The sequence below is a fragment of the Rhodanobacter sp. B05 genome (assembly GCF_002001085.1).
In the GTDB taxonomy this organism is placed as follows: Bacteria; Pseudomonadota; Gammaproteobacteria; order Xanthomonadales; family Rhodanobacteraceae; genus Rhodanobacter.
The window spans coordinates 171,028-188,294 of the sequence record NZ_MUNU01000017.1 but is presented as its reverse complement, the minus strand read 5'-3'; the positions used below and the strand labels follow the sequence as shown (position 1 = coordinate 188,294).

Sequence of the window (17,267 nt, the reverse complement as noted above, 5' to 3'; positions counted from 1 at the left end):
GCGACCGGGTGAATTCGAGTCAGAGATCGGCTACTTCTTGCTGTCGCCGGCATCCTTTTTGTCGCCGGGTGAGCCATTGACCAGGAACTTGCCGATAAGGTCCTCCAGCTGCATCGCGGACTGGGTCAGGATCATCTCGTCGCCGTTCTTCAGAACATCGGGCGAGCCACCCGGCTGGATCGCAACATACTGGCTGCCGATCAAACCGCTGGTGAACACCGCGGCGGCGGAATCGTCGGGAATCCGGTTGTAGCGCTCGTCGATCGCCAGCACGACCTGGGCGTTGAGCTTGACCGGATCGGCGCGTACCGACTGCACCCGGCCGATCACCACACCCGCCATCTTCACCGGCGCGCCGACCGAGAGCGTGCCGACATTGGTGAAATCGGCCTTTACCGTATAGCTGCCGCCGACATTGTCGACCACGCCGCCGGCACCGAAGAACTTGCCCAGCATCTCCTCCAGCGGTTCGGAGGACTTGGTGCGCGACAGCGTGCCGCCGGCGGCCACCACCTGCTTCGCCGTGCCGTAGTCGATACCCACATACTGGTCGCCGAGCAGGCCGCTGGTGAAGATCGTCGCCACCGAATCCTGCGGAATGTGGTCGTAGTGCTTGTCGATCGACAGCTTCACATCCGCCACGTCGCTACCCGGCGCCAGCGCGATCGACTGCACCTGGCCCACGCGTACCCCGGCGATCTTCACCGGCGCGCGCTCCTTCAACTGGCCGATATTGGTGAACTTGGCCTCGACCGTGTAGCTGTCGCCCTGGTGGACGTTGGCCACCGAACTGGTCTGCGTCGCCAGATAGGCCAGCGCGGCAAAACCCAGCACGATGAACAGGCCGGTGCCGACGGCATACGAACTTCTCGGTTGGCTCACGGCAGAATCCTCGGAAAACGACAAGTCATGAGAGTCACATCAGGAAAGCGGTCAGCACGAAGTCCAGCGCCAGGATGGCGATCGACGAGGCAACCACGGTGCGGGTGGTGGCATAGGCCACGCCCTCGCTGGTAGGCGGCGTGGTGAAGCCCTGGAACACCGCGATCAAAGACACCACCGCTCCGAATGCCAGGCTCTTGAACAGCACGCCGTTGACGATGTCGGTATGCACGTCGACCACGGCGGTCATGTTGGCCCAGAACGTGCCGTTGTCGATGCCCAACCAGGTCACGCCGACCAGGTGGCCGCCGAAGATCGCCATCGCGCAGAACACACAGCACAGCAGCGGCATCGCGATCAGCCCGGCCAGGAAGCGCGGCGTGGCCACGTAGGCGATCGGGTCGACCGCCATCATCTCCATCGCGTCGATCTGGTCGGTGGCGCGCATCAGGCCGATCTCGGCGGTGATCGAGGTGCCGGCACGCCCGGCGAACAGCAGCGCGGTGACTACCGGCCCCAACTCGCGATACACCGACAACGCCACCACCATGCCGCTGGCCGAAGTGCCGCCGAAGATCGACAACACGTGGTACAGCTGCAGCATCAGCACCATGCCGACGAACAGGCCGCAGACCATGATGATGGTCAGGCTCATCGCGCCGACGAACCACAGCTGGCGGATCGTCTCGCGCAGGTAGCGGAAGCTGCGCGGAATCGCCGCCAGCAGGGTCAGCAAAAACAGGCCGCAGGCGCCGATCTGGGCCAGCGACTGGGTGACCACGTTGCGTTGTGGCGGCATCCGCGCGCTCATTTCGCCGCCCCGGCAAAGCCCAGTGCCTGCGCATAGTCGCCGGCCGGATACTGGAACGGCACCGGGCCGTCCGCCTCGCCACCGAAGAACTGCCGCGTCCACGGCGAGCCGTCGTTGGCGATGGTTTTCGGGTCGCCCTGCGCGACCACCTTGCCGTTGGCGATCAGGAAGATGTGATCGGCCACCTGCTTGATCGCCTCCAGTTCGTGCGCCACCAGCACGCTGGTGATGCCCAGCGTCTGGTTCAGCGTGCGGATCAGCTTGAGCACCTGGTTCAGCGCCACCGGATCGAGCCCCACGAACGGCTCGTCGTACAGGATCAGCATCGGGTCGAACACGATCGCCCGGGCCAGTGCCACGCGTCGTGCCATGCCGCCGGACAATTCGCTCGGCATCAGCCCGGCGGCACCACGCAGACCGACCGCCTGCAGCTTCAGCAGCACTAGGTTGCGGATCAGCACCTCCGGCAATTTCGTGTGCTGGCGCAGCGGGAAGGCCACATTCTCGAACACGCTGAAGTCGGTCAGCAGGGCCGAGTTCTGGAACAGGTAGCCGATCCCCTCGCGCAACTTGTACAACTGCTGGCGCGACAGATCCGCCACGCGGCGGCCGTCGACCTCGATGCTGCCGGCATCCGCGCGCATCTGCCCGGTGATGTGCTTGAGCAGGGTGGTCTTGCCGGTGCCGCTGGGCCCCATGATCGCGGTGACCTTGCCGCGCGGGATGTCCATCTCCAGCGCGTCGAAGATCGTCTTGCCGCTGAGCACGGTGGTCAGCCCACGGATCCGCACCAGGGTGCTGTCGGCAGGCGCGGTGTCAACGGGATCGATCATGGGCGACAAGTGCAACAGGGAAAGCGCACAAGGTAGCCGAAGCGCGGGGGGATCGCCATGTGCAGGCGGCTGGCGACAGCTCAGGCTTCAGCCGCCAGCAGGTCGGCGATCAGCCCTTCGTGACGCTGCCACTGCAGGCTGCTGCGCAGGCGTACTGCTTGCACGATCGCCTGCAGGTCGGCCAGCGCCTGCTCGAACACGTCGTTGACCACGATGTAGTCGAACTCGTGGGCGTGCGCGATCTCGCCACGCGAATTGTGCAGGCGGCGTTCGATCACGTCGGGCGCATCGGAACCCCGCCCGCGCAGACGGCGCTCCAGCTCGGCCCGCGACGGCGGCAGGATGAACACGCTGACGCAATCGGGCTTGCTGCGACGGATCTGCCCGGCGCCCTGCCAGTCGATCTCCAGCAGCACGTCGCGTCCCTGCCCCAGCAGGCCCTGCACCGTGGTGCGCGAGGTGCCGTAAAGGTTGCCATGCACTTCGGCATGTTCCAGAAAGATGCCTTCGGCGATCTCGCACTCGAACTCGGGGCGATCGACAAAGTAGTAATGCCTCCCGTATTGCTCGTCAGCGCGCGGCGGACGCGTGGTGTGCGACACCGACAGCGAGATCGCGAGATCGCGCTCCAGCAGCGCATTGACCAGGGTGGATTTGCCGGCACCCGAAGGCGCGGCGACCACGAACAAGGTGCCTTCGAGCGAAGTGTTCATGCACCTAAACCCGAAGTGACGCGGACAAAGCGCGCCATATCAAGGTCTCACCACCTCGCCTTTGCGCGTGGGTACAACCGTGGGTACAACCTGGTGGGGCGATAGGCATCGGCGCGGCATGAGTGGACGTTGGCGGGAAGTATAGCGGCGGCAACCGCCACCCCCACAGCTGGCAGGCAGCAGCAACGCGCATCCTTCGTGCGCGGGCGCGATGTGTGCATTCATGGCGTAAGCCCCTCGCGTGTACGCGCGCGATGCCGGACGTTTCGGCGCCCATAGCCGCCGCCCCCTCTTTTGGGGGTGAAATAACCCTCGCTACCGCTCCTTTCGGAACGGTTTGCCGTCGGCCGGTTCAAGCTCGAGGGGTCAAGGGTCGATGTATTGGGACTGGATCGGCGTCGCGTGCTCGGGCGCCGAATTGACGTCGCCGCCCCTGCTTTCCGGAGCCCTTTCCAGCTCCCGCAACAGCTCGCCCGCGCCTTCCTGTTTTCAACAGCGGCGATACCGCGAGCGTGGGCCGACGCTCGGCTAGTAGATGATTTTCACGATGCTTATTCCGGTTTCGGGGTCTGCCGGTTCAACGGTGACGCGGGGTTGAATGCAAGGCGTTCCATAGCAGATCGCGCTGACGGCACCCGCAGGCGTTGGCGTAACGATGCGACGAACGATAGTCACACTGACGCCGAAACTACTGCTCAGATTGCTGGTCGCGTGTCCCGCCACGCACCATGCTGCAACCATCAGGATGATGATCAACCGACGCATGACGTTCTCCATAACCAGGGCAGCGCCGTGTCGATCTGCCCAGTGATCACATGCGAGGAAATCCTTCTATCGCAGGGATAAGGATGAGACCCGCTGCTCACACCTTCTGTGACGGGGTTCGCGTTTGGCGACCAACGCACCAGCTCTGCGTGCGTGTCCTCGATCTGCAGCGCGGCAATTGGGTCATCCGTTTCGGCTCGGCCAGGGAGCGTGATGATCGGCTCCAGGAGTAGTACGGGATGCTGCGGGGCGCTATGGGCAGACGTGACGCAATAAAAAGCCCGACAGATGCGGGCTTGTGGAGATTTCAGGGGTTCGACGGGATGCTATGGAATGGCGTGAAACCTCACTCGATGTTCTGCACCTGTTCGCGCATCTGCTCGATCAGCACCTTGAGCTCGACCGCGGCATTGGTGCTGCGGGCGTCGACCGACTTGGAGCCCAGCGTGTTTGCCTCGCGGTTGAACTCCTGCATCAGGAAATCGAGACGGCGCCCAACCGGCTCCTTCAGGCCAAGCACGCGGCGGGTTTCGCCGATGTGGGTGCTGAGCCGGTCCAGTTCCTCGTCGACGTCGGTGCGGGTGATCTGCAGCACCAGCTCCTGCTCCAGCCGCCCCGGTTCGACCGGCTGTTTGAGGTCGGCCAGGCGGGTTTCCAGCCGGGTGCGCAGCGCGGTGCGGATTTCCGGCATCCAGCGGCGCACGTCGGACACCACGTTTTCGATGGCATCGAGGCGCTCACGCAGGATCGCCGCGAGTTTTTCGCCTTCACGCTCGCGGGTGGCGGTCAAGGCATCCAGTGCACGATCGAGCACGTCGAACAAGGTGGCCTGCTGCGCTTCCGGATCCATCTCGGCCTGCTGCATTACGCCGGGGAAGCGCAGCAGTTCGGTGAACTCAATCCGCATTTTTGGAAAGCGCGCATCGATATCCAGCGATATTTCCGACAGCCGGGCAAGCAGCGCATGATTGATTTGCAGCGATTCGCTGCGCGAATCGCTGCGGCGCACGGTGAGATCGAGCTTGCCGCGCGAAAGCTTCGCCGCCACCCGCTCGCGCAACTGCGATTCGAACGCGCGCAGGTCGTCCGGCAGGCGCGGGCTCAACTCCAGGTAGCGGTGATTGACCGTGCGCAGCTCGCAGCTGAGCGTGCCGGCGGGGCCGGTGGTTTCGGCGCTGGCGTAGGCGGTCATGCTGCGGATCATCGTCGCGCCGTCCGGAGGTGGGGAGGTGCGCAATGGTAAACTCTCCCGTCCCGGCTTGCCCAATCCGGCCAAGCAACGCGCAGGAACCACCCGATGAATTCCGTTATCCGCCCCAGCGGCCGCGCCAGCGACCAGCTGCGCACCGTCAGCATCGAACGCCACTACACCCGCCATGCCGAAGGTTCGGTGCTGGTGAGCTTCGGCGACACCCGGGTGCTGTGCACCGCCAGCATCGAAGACCGCACGCCAGCCTGGTTGCGCGGCAAGGGCGAGGGCTGGATCACCGCCGAATACGGCATGCTGCCACGCGCCACCCACACCCGCATGCAGCGCGAAGCCGCGCGCGGCGGCCAGGGTGGCCGCACCATGGAGATCCAGCGCCTGATAGGCCGCAGCCTGCGTGCCTGCGTCAACCGCCAGGCGCTGGGCGAACGCGTGATCACGCTGGACTGCGACGTGCTGCAGGCCGACGGCGGCACCCGCACCGCGGCGATCACCGGTGCCTACGTGGCCCTGGTCGACGCCGTGAATGGCCTGATGCAGCGCGAAGGCCTCAAGCGCAATCCGATCGTCGGCGCGGTCGCCGCGATCTCGGTGGGCATCTACAAGGGCATGCCCGTACTCGACCTCGACTACGCCGAGGACTCCGACTGCGACACCGACATGAACGTGGTGATGAACGACGGCGGCGGTTTCATCGAAGTGCAGGGCACCGCCGAAGGCCACGCGTTTCGCCGCGACGAGATGGATGCGCTGCTGGCGCTGGCTGAGAAGGGCATCGGCGAACTGGTGTCGGCGCAGCGTGCCGCCCTGGGTCGGTAAGCCGGGGATCGGAAGATGGCACAACGCATCGTCCTGGCCAGCAGCAACCGCGGCAAGCTGGCGGAGTTCAACGCGCTGCTCGCCGACAGCGGCTTCGAGGTGCTCGCGCAAGCCAGCCTCGGCATCGACGATGTCGAGGAAACCGGGCTCAGTTTCGTCGAAAACGCCCTGCTGAAAGCGCGCCACGCCGCGCTGGTCAGTGGCCTGCCCGCGCTCGCCGACGACTCGGGCCTGTGCGTGGATCAGTTGCGCGGCGCACCCGGCCTGTATTCGGCGCGCTACGCCGGCGGCCACGGCGACAGCGCGGCAAACAACGCAAGACTGTTGTGCGAGCTGGATGGCGTCGCCGCCGAGCGGCGCGATGCGTTCTTCATCTGCGCGCTGGTGCTGCTGCACCGCGCCGACGACCCCACGCCGCTGATCGTCGAGGGCCGCTGGCACGGCCGCATACTCGACGCGCCGCGTGGCACGCAGGGTTTCGGCTACGACCCGCTGTTCCTGCCGCACGGCCAGCAGGTCAGCGCCGCCGAACTCGATCCAGCACTGAAGAACCGCCTCAGCCACCGCGGCCAGGCTTTGGCAAAGCTGCACGCACGGCTGGCCGAGCTGCGCGGGTGAGCCTGATCGCGCCACCGCTGTCGCTGTACATCCACATGCCTTGGTGCGTGAAGAAGTGCCCGTACTGCGATTTCAATTCGCACGGACTGCGCAGCGCGCCACCGCCGTATGCCGACTACATCGACCATCTGCTGGCCGACCTGGATGCCGACCGCGCCGACTTCGGCGCCGCGCTGCAGGATCGTCCGGTGATCAGCATCTTCTTCGGCGGCGGCACGCCCAGCCTGTTTTCGCCGGAACTGATCGCGCGCCTGCTCGATGGCGTGCGCCAGCGCCTGCCGCTGCGGGCCGACGCCGAGATCACCCTGGAGACCAATCCCGGCACGATCGAGCACGGCCGTTTCGACGGCTACCTAGCCGCCGGGGTCAACCGTATCTCGTTCGGCGTGCAGAGTTTCGACGACGACAAATTGCGACGTCTCGGCCGCATCCATTTCGCCGCGGAAGCGGAAGCCGCGGTGAAGTCAGCGCAAGATGCCGGCTACACCAACATCAATCTCGACCTGATGTATGCGCTACCGCAGCAGACCCTGGATGGCGCATTGGCCGATGTGGAACGCGCGGTCGCGCTGGCACCCACGCACATCTCGCACTACCAGCTCACGCTGGAGCCGAACACCGCCTTCGCCGCCAACCCGCCGCCGCTACCCGACGACGACCACGCCTGGGCGATGCAGGAAGCCTGCGAGGCGAGGCTCGCCGACGCCGGTTACGGCCAGTACGAGATTTCTGCCTACGCGCAGCCCGGCCGACGTTGCACACACAATCTCAACTACTGGCAGTTCGGTGATTACCTCGGCATCGGCGCCGGCGCCCACGCCAAGCTCAGCGACGCCACCGACGGCCAGGTGCGCCGGCGCTGGAAAACCCGCGGCCCAAGCGCCTACATGGAGTCGAACGGCGGAGCCTCCCGCATCGGCGGCGACGACGTGGTCGGTTCGGCGGAACTGCCGTTCGAATACATGCTGAACGCCTTGCGCCTGATCGACGGCGTGCCGCTGGCCGACTTCGCCCTGCGCACCGGTTTGCCGCTGGAAAACATCGCCGCCCCGCTGGCCGAAGCGCGCCGGCGCGGCTGGCTGCGCGACGATCCCGGGCGGCTGCACACCACCGCTCTGGGCCAGCGGTTCCTGAACGATGTGATCGCCGGTTTCCTGGGATGATCAGGTCCCGTCTCGACAATGGCATAGCCGCAGCAACCGGCATAGACTGGGCTCACCCAGGGGAATTGGACAGGTTGCATTCATGAATGCCGGACAGGATCTGCGGCACCCGCCCGGGTCGCATTCGCCCGCACGCCTGAGCCAGGGGCGCTGGCCCGCGCGCGCGCAGAAGCTGATCGAGACCAGCTACACCTTGTGCGTGGAGGGTTTGCATGCGCCGGTTCGCCACTGCCTGGGCGAGTTCGAGAGACAGCTTTTCGCGCTGGCCGATCACGCCCAGCGCTCCGATGAACAGCACGAGTGCTTCGCCAGCCGACAGCGAGTGCTGCAAGGGCGCAACAACGTCCTGCAATCCCTCATGGAGCAAGTGGGCAACGCCCTGAACGAGCTTGACCGGGGGGCGGGCAAATCCACCCCGGCCACCGAATCCAGTCCCTGGTTATCGCTGGAACTGCTCGACCCCGGCGTGCAGGAAATGTCGATGACGCTGGATCAACTTGGCGCCCGTGGCGAAGTGCGCCATGGCCGCGCCCTGTATGAACTCGGTTATCGGCTGGCGGTACTGATAGGTTCGCCACCGCTGGAAGGTCAGTCGTTGCCGCTCGGGCCGCATGCCCTGGCCAAGGCGTTCCATCTGGCCAGCGCCGAACTGGATCTCCCGCACAAGCATCAGCTGCTGCTGCTGCAGCACTTCGATCAGTGGGTGCTCCCCGCACTTGCCCCGTTGTACGACACCATCAACCTGCACTGGCAGTCCGCCGGCATCCTGCCGCAGCTGCGCAGCATCCCGGTGCCGCGCCAGATCAACAAGCGAGCACGTCCGGGGATGTCGGAAGCCGCGCCAGCCAGTGAACCCGCAGCGGCGGCCGCACCGGCAGCGGAGAGCACAGGCAAGCCGCAGGGCGGCGGTGCCGGCGAGGACTCCATCCACGTGCTCGAATCGCTGCGCGATCTGCTGTCGCAACGGCGTGGCGGCCAGGGCATGGCAAGCGGCGATGCCGCCGGCCCGGTCGCCAGCGAGGACGAGCTGCAACTGGCGCTGGGCGCGCTGCAACAGCACCTGGCCCAGGTCACCGACCACGCCAGCCGCGAGCTGCGCAGCGCCGCCCGCTTGCGCGAGGAGTTGCTGGCCCAGCTCAATCTCGGCAAACCGGCCGACGCGCCGCGCACCCAGCTCACCAGCGAACAGGGCGATACGGTGGAACTCGTCGCCGGACTGTTCGAACAGCTGGGGCAGCAATTGCAGCAGGGCGGCAACGCACGCAGCCTGCTCAGCAACCTGCAACTGCCGGTGCTGCGCGTGGCGGTCGCCGACCACAGCTTCTTCGAGAAACGCGAACATCCTGCGCGACAACTGCTCGACACCGTCGCCGCCGCAGCCAACGACTGGCTGGACGGCAGCGACGACGAAAGCAACCGTCCGCTGGCCAGCAAGCTCGAACAGCTGGTCAGCCGCGCCAACCAGGAGCCGCCCAGCGCGGGGCTCTACACCACCCTGCTGGCGGACATCGAACACCATCTGGCGCTGCTGACCCGCAAGGCGCAGGCCTCCGAGCGGCGCCACGTCGAGGCAGCGCAAGGGCGCGAACGGCTGGACCAGGCCCGCCACCGCGCCAGCGAACTGATGGCCGAACGCTTCGCCCAGTCGCCGCCGCGCGGCCTGTTGCGCGCGCTGCTCGATCGGGCCTGGTCCGACGTGCTGGCCCTGACGCTGCTGCGCCATGGCGAGGACAGCGCGGCGTTCAAGGCGCAACTGGCGATCACCGATCAGTTGCTCGGCCGCCTGCCCACGTCCGACCGCCGGCAATTGCAGCGGGACGTGGAAAGCGGCCTGCAGCAGATCGGCATGCACGCCGAGGAAGCGGTGCAGGTGGCGCAGCGTCTGCTTGGAGCCGGCACGCCGGATCCCGCCGTCGATCTGCCCAGCGCCACCGACCTCGCCTTGCGCCTGAAACAGCACCAGCGCCTGGGCGAACAGCAGGCCGACCACGAGCCGGCTCCTGCGGCTCCTGCCAGCCGCCCGGCTGTCGCCAGACCGGCACCGGCTTCGACGCCGAAGGCGGCGCCGCCAGCTCCACCGGAAGCGAGATTGCCCGCCGTCGAGCCGCGCGAAACGCATATCGAACAGCATCTGCGCAAATTGCCGTTCGGCAGCTGGTTCGAATTCGTCGATCCTTCCAACGGGCAGATTGCACGACGCAAGCTCGCCTGGTACTCGCCGATGTCGGGGCGCTGCCTGCTGGTCAGCCGGCGTGGCCAGCGCGGCGAGGAAATGAGCATGGCGCAGCTGGCCCACGAGGTCGCCAGCGGCCGCGCCTGCGAAGTGCCGGCCGAGCCCGAGAGTCTGCTCGATCGTGCCTGGCACAGCCTCACCGGCAACCTGCGCCAGTCGGCAGCACTTGCCCGCAATGCCAAGCCCGCGGAGTCCAGGCGCCGATGAGCCCGCCCAACGTTCCCGTCAATCAGCGCCGCGCGCCGCGCAAACGCGCGCCCGGCAACGCCGTCGTCACCGACGTGATCCGCGGTGAGCCGATCGGCCATCTGGGCAACATCTCCAGCACCGGCATGCTGCTGATCACCTCGCAGACACCACGCAGCGAGGCGCTCTACCAGGTCAGCATCGCCTTGCCGGCGACTGGCCGCGCGCTGGTGCAGTCGCAACCGATCGAGGTGGGCATCCAGGAGCAATGGCACGAGCATGCCGCCAGCTCCGGGCAGATCTGGGCTGGCTACCGGATCATCGCGATCACCGACGTCGACGCCGCCCGGCTCGAAAGCTGGTTGGCGCAGGGCTGAGCTCCGCTGGCAGTCGTGCGGCCCGCACGGCATCATGGGCGTCTGCTTTCCCCTTCCCCATCTCACCACGGGCTGTTCCGGCCCTGCGCGCAGACGGCCCGCATGGCCGTCGTCGTCATGATCCGCGCAGACGATCCGGCAGCAAGGCAGCCCGCCGTTGCAGGAGGCTCCATGCACGATCAACTTGCCCCGCTGTATCCGCACCATCTGGCCATCGTGCGCGAGCGCGCCGGCCGGGCACTCGCGCTGGGCGGCTTCGACCACCTGCTGATCGCCGCCGGCACGCCGCTGCGCAAGTTTCTCGACGATCAGGATTACCCGTTCGTCGCCAATCCGCATTTCAAGCACTGGCTGCCGCTGACCGACGTGCCGGGCAGCTGGATCGTCTACACGCCGGGCCGCAAGCCGAAGCTGATCTTCGTGCAGCCGCGCGACTATTGGCACGTGGTGCCGCAAGCACCGCATGGCTACTGGGTCGAGCACTTCGACATCACCATCGTGCACACCGCCGCCGACGCGCTGGCCGAATTGCCCAGCGGCAAGCGCGCGGTGATCGCCGCCGCCTGCCCCGCCACCGATGGCGTCGAGGCGAACAACCCGCCGGCCGTGCTCGACTCCCTGCACTGGCACCGCAGCTACAAGACACCGTACGAACTGGCGCTGATGCGCGAAGCCAGCCGCGTCGGCGCGCGTGCGCACCGCGCAGCCGAAGCCGCGTTCCGCGCCGGCGAAAGCGAATTCGGCATCCACATGGCCTACCTCTCGGCGGCGAAGCAGAACGATGCCGAGCTGCCCTACGCCAGCATCGTCGCCCTCAACGAACACGGCGCGGTATTGCACTACACGAACTTCGACCGCACGCCGCCCGCGCACAGCCGCTCGTTCCTGATCGACGCCGGCGCCAGCGCCGCGGGCTACGCCAGCGACATCACGCGCACCTACGCGTCATCGCAGGCAGCCGAATTCCAGGCCTTGATCGACAGTGTCGACGCCGCGCAGCAAGGTTTCGTCACCAGGGTGCGCGCCGGGCAGAGCTATCCCGACCTGCACATCCACGCCCATCACGTGCTGGCCGGCGTGTTGCGCGAGCACGGCTTCTTCCGCATGAGCGCCGAGAGCGCAGTCGAATCCGGCGTCAGCAGCGCGTTCTTCCCGCACGGCCTCGGCCACCCGATCGGCCTGGAGGTGCACGACGTCGCCGGCTTCCAGCAAAGCGAACGCGGCGGCAGCATCGCCCGTCCGGACGGCCATCCATACCTGCGCATGACCCGCGCGCTGGAGCCGGGCATGGTGGTGACGATCGAGCCCGGCCTGTATTTCATCGAGATGCTGCTGGCCGAACTGCGTGACAAGCCGGTGTCGAAGGAGATCGCCTGGGACAGGGTCGAGGCATTCAGGCAATACGGCGGCATCCGCATCGAGGACGACGTGGTGTGCACCGACGACGCACCCGAAAACCTCACCCGCGATGCATTCGCCGCAGCCGGTTAGAGTCATGCGCCAGCTCCCTCTCCGCCGGCAGCTCTATCGCCGGGGGAGAGAGGAGCCAAGTGCCAAGCTCTTCCCAATCCCTATTCCCTATTCCCTATTCCCCGCCCCAATCAGTGATAGCCCTCGCCCGCACGCACCTTGCCGCGGAACACGCGGTACGAGTACGCGGTGTAGAACAGCACCACCGGGATCATGATGACCGCGCCGACCAGCACGAAGCCCTGGCTGGACGGCGGCGAGGCGGCATCCCAGATGCTCATCGTGGGCGGCACGATGTTCGGCCACATGCCCGCTACCAGGCCGAGGAAGCCCAGCGCGAAGAAACCCAGCGCCAGCACGAACGGCGCGACCTCGCGATTGGCCAGCACCGCGCGCCACAGCCATGCGGCGACCACGATGGTCAGGATCGGCAGCGGCGACAGGTAAAGGAAGTTCGGCCATGCAAGCCAGCGATCCATCAGTCGTGAATCCAGGAACGGCAGCCACGCGCTGACCATCAGCATGAACGCGATCACCGCCAGCATCAGCGGGCGGGTCAGGTCGCGTGCGATGCGCTGCGGGCGGCCTTCGGTCTTCAGCACCAGCCAGGTCGCGCCGAGCAGGCCGTAACCGAACACCAGCGCCATGCCGGTAAGCACCGAGAACGGACTGAACCAGGCGAACGTGCCATGCAGGTACTTGCCGCCTTCCAGCGGCATGCCCTCGACGATGGCGCCCAGCATCAATCCCTGTGCAAACGCGGCAACGACCGAACCCAGGTGGAACGCGACGCCCCAGATCCGCCGCGACGTATGCGCACGAAAGCGGAACTCGAACGCCACGCCGCGGAAGATCAGCGCGATCAGCATGGCCAGGATCGGCAGGTACAGGCTCGACAGGATGGTGGCGTAGGCCCTGGGAAACGCCGCCATCAACCCGGCGCCGCCCATCACCAGCCACGTCTCGTTGCCGTCCCAGATCGGCGCGGCGGTGTTCATCATCAGTTCCTGCTGCGCCTCGTCGTCGGCGAACGGCGTGAGGATGCCGATGCCGAGCACGAAGCCGTCCAGCAGCACGTACATCATGATCGCGAAGCCGATGATGAAGAACCAGACCACCGGCAGCATCGTGGAGAGTTCCATGCTCACTCCTCCCCGCCGTCATCGACCACCGCCAGCGGCCGCGCCGCGGTGGCGCCGAAGCCGACCCGCACGGGTGCCGTGTCCGGCCCGGCGCGCAGCACCTTGAGCAGATACCAGCTGCCGAAGCCGAACAGGGTCATGTAAGTCACGAAGTACACGATCAGCGAGGTCAGCACGCTGGAGGCCGACACCGCGCTGGCCGCATCGACGGTGTGCAGCACGCCATAAACCACCCAGGGCTGGCGCCCGATCTCGGCGGTGTACCAGCCGGTCAACAGGGCGATGAAGCCGGCCGGCATCATCGCCATCCAGCAACGCAGATACCAGCGGCTGTCGAACAGGCGTCGGCGCCACCACAGCAGGAGGCCGAGCGCCGACAGGGCGAGCATCAACAGGCCCAGCCCGACCATGATGCGAAAGCTGAAAAACGGTGCCGCCACCGGCGGTCGGTCCTGCGCCGGAAAATCCTTCAGCCCCTTCACCTCGCCGCTCCAGCTGTGGGTGAGGATCAGGCTGCCCAGGTGCGGCACATCGACGGCGTAATCGTTTTTTTCGGCCTTGTCGTCCGGCCACGCAAACAAGGTCAGGGGCACATTGCGCTCGGTGGTCCAGCGCGCTTCGATCGCCGCCAGTTTGGCCGGCTGGTACTCGCGCACCACCTGGCCGGAGATGTCGCCCACGATGATCTGCAGCGGGATCACGATCGCCACGAACACCAGCGCACAACGCAACATCAGCCGCGCCTTGTCCTGCCAGACGCCGCGCAGCAGGTACCACGCCGACACGCCACCGATCACCAGGGCGGTGCTCAGGAAGCAGGCCAGCACCATGTGCACCAGCCGGGTCGGGAAGGACGGATTGAAGATCGCCGCCCACCAGTCGCTGGCCTGGATCACGCCGTTGACGACCGTGTAGCCCTGTGGCGTCTGCATCCAGCTGTTGGCCGAGAGAATCCAGAAGCTGGAGATCAAGGTACCCAAGGCCACCATGCAGGTGGCGATGAAATGCGTGCGGTGACTCACCCGGTTCCAGCCGAACAGCATCACGCCAAGGAAGGTGGCCTCGAGGAAGAACGCCGTCATCACCTCGTAGTTGAGCAGCGGCCCCAGCACGTTGCCCGCCACCGTCGACAGGCCGGCCCAGTTGGTGCCGAACTGGAAGCTCATCACGATGCCCGAGACCACGCCCAGCCCGAACGAACCGGCGAACACCTTCAGCCAGAAGAAATAGAGGTCACGCAGCATCTCGCTGCGTCGGCGCAGCCACAGCGCCTCCAGAAACACCAGCCAGCTGGCCAGGCCGATGGTGAAGGCCGGAAATAGGATGTGGAACGACATCACGAAGCCGAACTGGATTCGCGACAGGAACTCGGCCGTCATCGCCAGCGCCTCCCGAGAGTGATCGTTCGACTATAGGCGTGCAAACGTGCACGAGGTGTGGTGCGCGACATCGCGTCATGCGGCGTTTCGCCTCATCGGCAATCAACGCGCGGCCAGCAACGCCTCGATCTGGCCGGCTTCCTTCGGCATCGCTGCGGTAAGCACCTCATGGCCCTCGCGGGTCACCACCACATCGTCCTCGATGCGGATGCCGATGCCGCGCCAGCGCTCCTGCACCGACCGATCGTCCGCCGCGATATACAGGCCCGGTTCCACCGTCAGCACCATGCCCGGTTCGAGCAGGCGCGATTCGCCGTCGATGCGGTAGTCGCCCACGTCGTGCACGTCCAGGCCCAGCCAGTGGCCGGTCTTGGCGGCGAAGAAGCGCCGGTAGCTGCCCGCGGCAATCGCCGCATCGGCGTCGCCACCGAGCAGGCCCAGTTCGCACAGGCCTTCGGCCAGCACGCGCACCGCCGCGTTGTGCGAAGCGTCGAACGGCCGGCCGGGCCGTACCTCGTCGATCGCCGCCAGCTGCGCGGCCAGCACCACCTCGTACAGCGCCCGCTGCTCGCGGCTGTAGCGACCACTGAGCGGAAACGTGCGGCTGATGTCGGAGGCGTAGCAATCCAGTTCCGCGCCGGCATCGATCAGCAGCAACTCGCCCTCGCGCAACGATGCGCGATTGCTCTGGTAGTGCATCACGCAGGCATTCGCACCACCGGCGACGGTGGGCGCGAACGCGGGCACCGCGCCGTGGCGGCGGATCACACCGAGCAGTTCGGCCTCAATCTCGTATTCGTGCCGGCCTGGCCGCGCCAGTCGCAGCGCGGCCAGCTGCGCCTCCACCGCAATCGCCGCCGAGGCGCGCATCAGCTTCAGTTCGGCGCGCGACTTGAACAGCCGCAGATCGTGCAGCAGGTGGCCCAGCGCCACGAATTCCTTCGGCACCACGCCGCCACCGCGCAGCTGGCGCAGGCGGCGCATCCAGCCCAACAGTTGCGCGTCGAACCCCGGCTCGTGGCCGAAATGGCAATACATCCGGGCACGACCCTCGATCATGCCGGGCAGGATGTCGTCGATGTCCTCGATCGGGAACGCGTCGTCCATGCCGTAGGCCGATACGGCCTGCTCGGTGCCGATGCCGCGGCCGTGCCAGCGCTCGTGTTCGGGATCGCGCTCGCGGCAAAACAGCACCGCCTCGCCGTGCTGTCGCCCCGGCAACAGCGCCAGCACCGCATCGGATTCGGGAAAGCCCGCCAGGTAGTGGAAATCCGAATCCTGTCGGTACGGCCACGCCGCATCCGCGTTGCGCATGCGCTCGGGCGCGGCCGCCACCAGCACCACCGCATCGGTGCCCGCCATCCGCATCAGCTGGCGGCGACGACGCGCAAATTCGTCGGTCGTGATCGCCAGGCCCGCCAGGTCTGCCGCGGCGGGAATCAATGCAGGGTTCCGCCGCGCGACGGGTCGCCTGTGTTGCACTCGGTGAACAACAGCATGGCGGCCATGCGCACGAACTCGTGCACCTCGATCAAGGCGTCCTCGTCCTCGCTCTCGTTGCCGAAATCGAACGACGAGCCGGCTACCGTGCCCAGGTCGCGCAGGATCTCCTGCGCCTCGTCCGACAGCGGCGCATGCGCGGCGGCACCGCCCAGGCCGAAGCCGCCGAGGAAGCCGCGGCACCAGTCGACCATCGCTTCGGCGCGCTCGGCCAGCGGCCGGTCGTCGTCCGGCAGCAACGGCTCGAAGCCGAGCTCCGTGTCGGCCAACCCGGCCCGGGTCTGCTGCGCCAGCCGGTCCAGCTGCGCCTGGTCCGGCGCGCTGGCATCGACCGCCTCGCCATCGAGCTCGAGGGCAGCCAGCACCGGTCTTCCGCGCAGGGAACCGCCGCCGGCCAGGTAACCGGTCAGCGAGCCATGCAGCTCGCTGGCCCCGCTGCCCAGGCGCAGGCGCACGCCCAGTGCCGCGAGCTCGTCATGGCTGACCCCATCGATATCCGTCACGTGCGGCTCCTGCTCAAATGCCCCAGTTTAATGCAGTGGCGAGGCTTCCTTCGCACTGCCGACCACCGCGCGGATTTCCGCTGGCGTCCTGCTATAGTTTCGCGCATGAGTACGCCAGACCATGTTGACCCTGTCCAGCAAGAGTTGGCGGCCCTGGGCCGGCAACTGGACCATCTGCTCGATACCGTGCGCCGGCTCGGCGAGGAGAATCGCAGCCTGCGCCAGAGCCAGGAACAGTTGTCGGGCGAACGCGCCGGCCTGCTGGCCCGCAACGAGCAGGCACGCAGCCGCGTCGAGGCGATGATCCAGCGACTGAAATCGCTTGAAAGCAACGGCTAATGGAAACCATGTCCAGCAATGAACCGGTCGCGCTGCGACTGATCGATCGCGAATTCCTGATTGCCTGCGCGCCCGAAGAGCGCGACGGCCTGCTCGAGGCCGCCGGCTACCTAGATCGCAAGATGCGCGAACTGCGCGCCAACGCCAAGGCGCCCAGTTTCGAACGGCTGGCAGTGCTCACGGCGATCAGCGTCGCGCACGAATTCATGAACCTGCGCAAGCAGCATGAAGGGCAGAGCCAGCGCCTCAGCGACGGCCTCGCCGGCTTGCGCAGCAAGCTCAACGCCGCGCTCGAGAGTGAGCCCGGCAAACCCTGAGCCTGAGACC

18 protein-coding genes are annotated in these 17,267 nt (G+C 66.7%); 8 read left to right on the top strand and 10 right to left on the bottom strand.

From position 1 onward, the window contains the following. Positions 1-30: 30 nt before the first annotated feature. From mlaD to B0E47_RS12180, 6 genes are all read right to left on the bottom strand, one after another. On the bottom strand, positions 31-882 hold the full coding sequence (gene mlaD, locus B0E47_RS12205; protein ID WP_077514777.1) for an outer membrane lipid asymmetry maintenance protein MlaD: 852 nt from the start codon (positions 880-882) through the stop codon (positions 31-33). A gap of 34 nt (positions 883-916) precedes the next feature. Beyond that, the gene (gene mlaE / locus B0E47_RS12200) at positions 917-1,693 is read right to left on the bottom strand and encodes a lipid asymmetry maintenance ABC transporter permease subunit MlaE (RefSeq protein ID WP_077514533.1); all 777 of its coding nucleotides are present in this window, start codon (positions 1,691-1,693) and stop codon (positions 917-919) included. Continuing rightward, complete coding sequence (locus B0E47_RS12195) at positions 1,690-2,526, bottom strand: ATP-binding cassette domain-containing protein (RefSeq protein ID WP_077514532.1); 837 nt, start codon at positions 2,524-2,526, stop codon at positions 1,690-1,692. Before B0E47_RS12195 ends, mlaE begins: the two co-directional genes overlap by 4 nt. An 80-nt stretch (positions 2,527-2,606) precedes the next feature. Then, positions 2,607-3,239: a guanylate kinase gene (gene gmk / locus B0E47_RS12190; RefSeq protein ID WP_077514531.1), complete on the bottom strand. Its 633-nt coding sequence runs from the start codon at positions 3,237-3,239 to the stop codon at positions 2,607-2,609. 528 nt (positions 3,240-3,767) lie between these two features. Further along, positions 3,768-4,004, bottom strand: a complete 237-nt coding sequence (locus B0E47_RS12185) for a hypothetical protein (protein ID WP_139351450.1) — start codon at positions 4,002-4,004, stop codon at positions 3,768-3,770. Positions 4,005-4,350: 346 nt separating this feature from the next. Further along, on the bottom strand, positions 4,351-5,208 hold the full coding sequence (locus B0E47_RS12180) for a YicC/YloC family endoribonuclease (protein WP_077514529.1): 858 nt from the start codon (positions 5,206-5,208) through the stop codon (positions 4,351-4,353). Between the two features lie 93 nt (positions 5,209-5,301). Here B0E47_RS12180 and rph point away from each other — a divergent pair, with 93 nt between their 5' ends. The 6 genes from rph to pepQ all read left to right on the top strand — a co-directional run bounded on the left by rph (position 5,302) and on the right by pepQ (position 12,098). Continuing rightward, positions 5,302-6,030 carry a ribonuclease PH gene (gene rph, locus B0E47_RS12175; protein WP_077514528.1) on the top strand — a complete coding sequence of 243 codons (729 nt, stop codon included), beginning with the start codon at positions 5,302-5,304 and terminating at the stop codon, positions 6,028-6,030. Between the two features lie 15 nt (positions 6,031-6,045). After that, the gene (rdgB, locus tag B0E47_RS12170; protein ID WP_077514527.1) at positions 6,046-6,648 is read left to right on the top strand and encodes an RdgB/HAM1 family non-canonical purine NTP pyrophosphatase; all 603 of its coding nucleotides are present in this window, start codon (positions 6,046-6,048) and stop codon (positions 6,646-6,648) included. After that, positions 6,645-7,811 carry a radical SAM family heme chaperone HemW gene (hemW, locus tag B0E47_RS12165; RefSeq protein WP_077514526.1) on the top strand — a complete coding sequence of 389 codons (1,167 nt, stop codon included), beginning with the start codon at positions 6,645-6,647 and terminating at the stop codon, positions 7,809-7,811. Before rdgB ends, hemW begins: the two co-directional genes overlap by 4 nt. 82 nt (positions 7,812-7,893) lie before the next feature. Then, positions 7,894-10,251, top strand: a complete 2,358-nt coding sequence (locus B0E47_RS12160; RefSeq protein ID WP_077514525.1) for a DUF1631 family protein — start codon at positions 7,894-7,896, stop codon at positions 10,249-10,251. Then, positions 10,248-10,607, top strand: coding sequence for a pilus assembly protein PilZ (locus B0E47_RS12155; RefSeq protein WP_077514524.1), 360 nt, complete (start codon positions 10,248-10,250; stop codon positions 10,605-10,607). Before B0E47_RS12160 ends, B0E47_RS12155 begins: the two co-directional genes overlap by 4 nt. A gap of 171 nt (positions 10,608-10,778) precedes the next feature. Then, a complete protein-coding gene (pepQ, locus tag B0E47_RS12150) occupies positions 10,779-12,098 on the top strand; it encodes a Xaa-Pro dipeptidase (RefSeq protein ID WP_077514523.1) in 1,320 nt (439 codons plus the stop codon). A gap of 110 nt (positions 12,099-12,208) precedes the next feature. On the opposite strand, the gene cydB is transcribed toward pepQ, so the two are convergent. The 4 genes from cydB to B0E47_RS12130 form a co-directional block, all read right to left on the bottom strand. Beyond that, complete coding sequence (cydB, locus tag B0E47_RS12145; protein WP_077514522.1) at positions 12,209-13,219, bottom strand: cytochrome d ubiquinol oxidase subunit II; 1,011 nt, start codon at positions 13,217-13,219, stop codon at positions 12,209-12,211. A gap of 2 nt (positions 13,220-13,221) precedes the next feature. Next, entirely contained in the window at positions 13,222-14,598 is a 1,377-nt protein-coding gene (locus B0E47_RS12140) for a cytochrome ubiquinol oxidase subunit I (RefSeq protein ID WP_077514521.1), read from the bottom strand. Between the two features lie 102 nt (positions 14,599-14,700). Beyond that, a complete protein-coding gene (locus tag B0E47_RS12135) occupies positions 14,701-16,041 on the bottom strand; it encodes an aminopeptidase P N-terminal domain-containing protein (protein WP_077514520.1) in 1,341 nt (446 codons plus the stop codon). After that, a complete protein-coding gene (locus B0E47_RS12130) occupies positions 16,038-16,601 on the bottom strand; it encodes a UPF0149 family protein (protein ID WP_077514519.1) in 564 nt (187 codons plus the stop codon). Before B0E47_RS12130 ends, B0E47_RS12135 begins: the two co-directional genes overlap by 4 nt. A gap of 105 nt (positions 16,602-16,706) precedes the next feature. On the opposite strand from B0E47_RS12130, the gene B0E47_RS12125 reads away from it, so the two are divergent. Together B0E47_RS12125 and B0E47_RS12120 are read left to right on the top strand one after the other, a co-directional pair. Continuing rightward, complete coding sequence (locus B0E47_RS12125) at positions 16,707-16,940, top strand: TIGR02449 family protein (RefSeq protein ID WP_077514518.1); 234 nt, start codon at positions 16,707-16,709, stop codon at positions 16,938-16,940. Positions 16,941-16,948: 8 nt separating this feature from the next. Beyond that, on the top strand, positions 16,949-17,257 hold the full coding sequence (locus tag B0E47_RS12120) for a cell division protein ZapA (protein ID WP_077514776.1): 309 nt from the start codon (positions 16,949-16,951) through the stop codon (positions 17,255-17,257). Positions 17,258-17,267 lie beyond the last annotated feature (10 nt).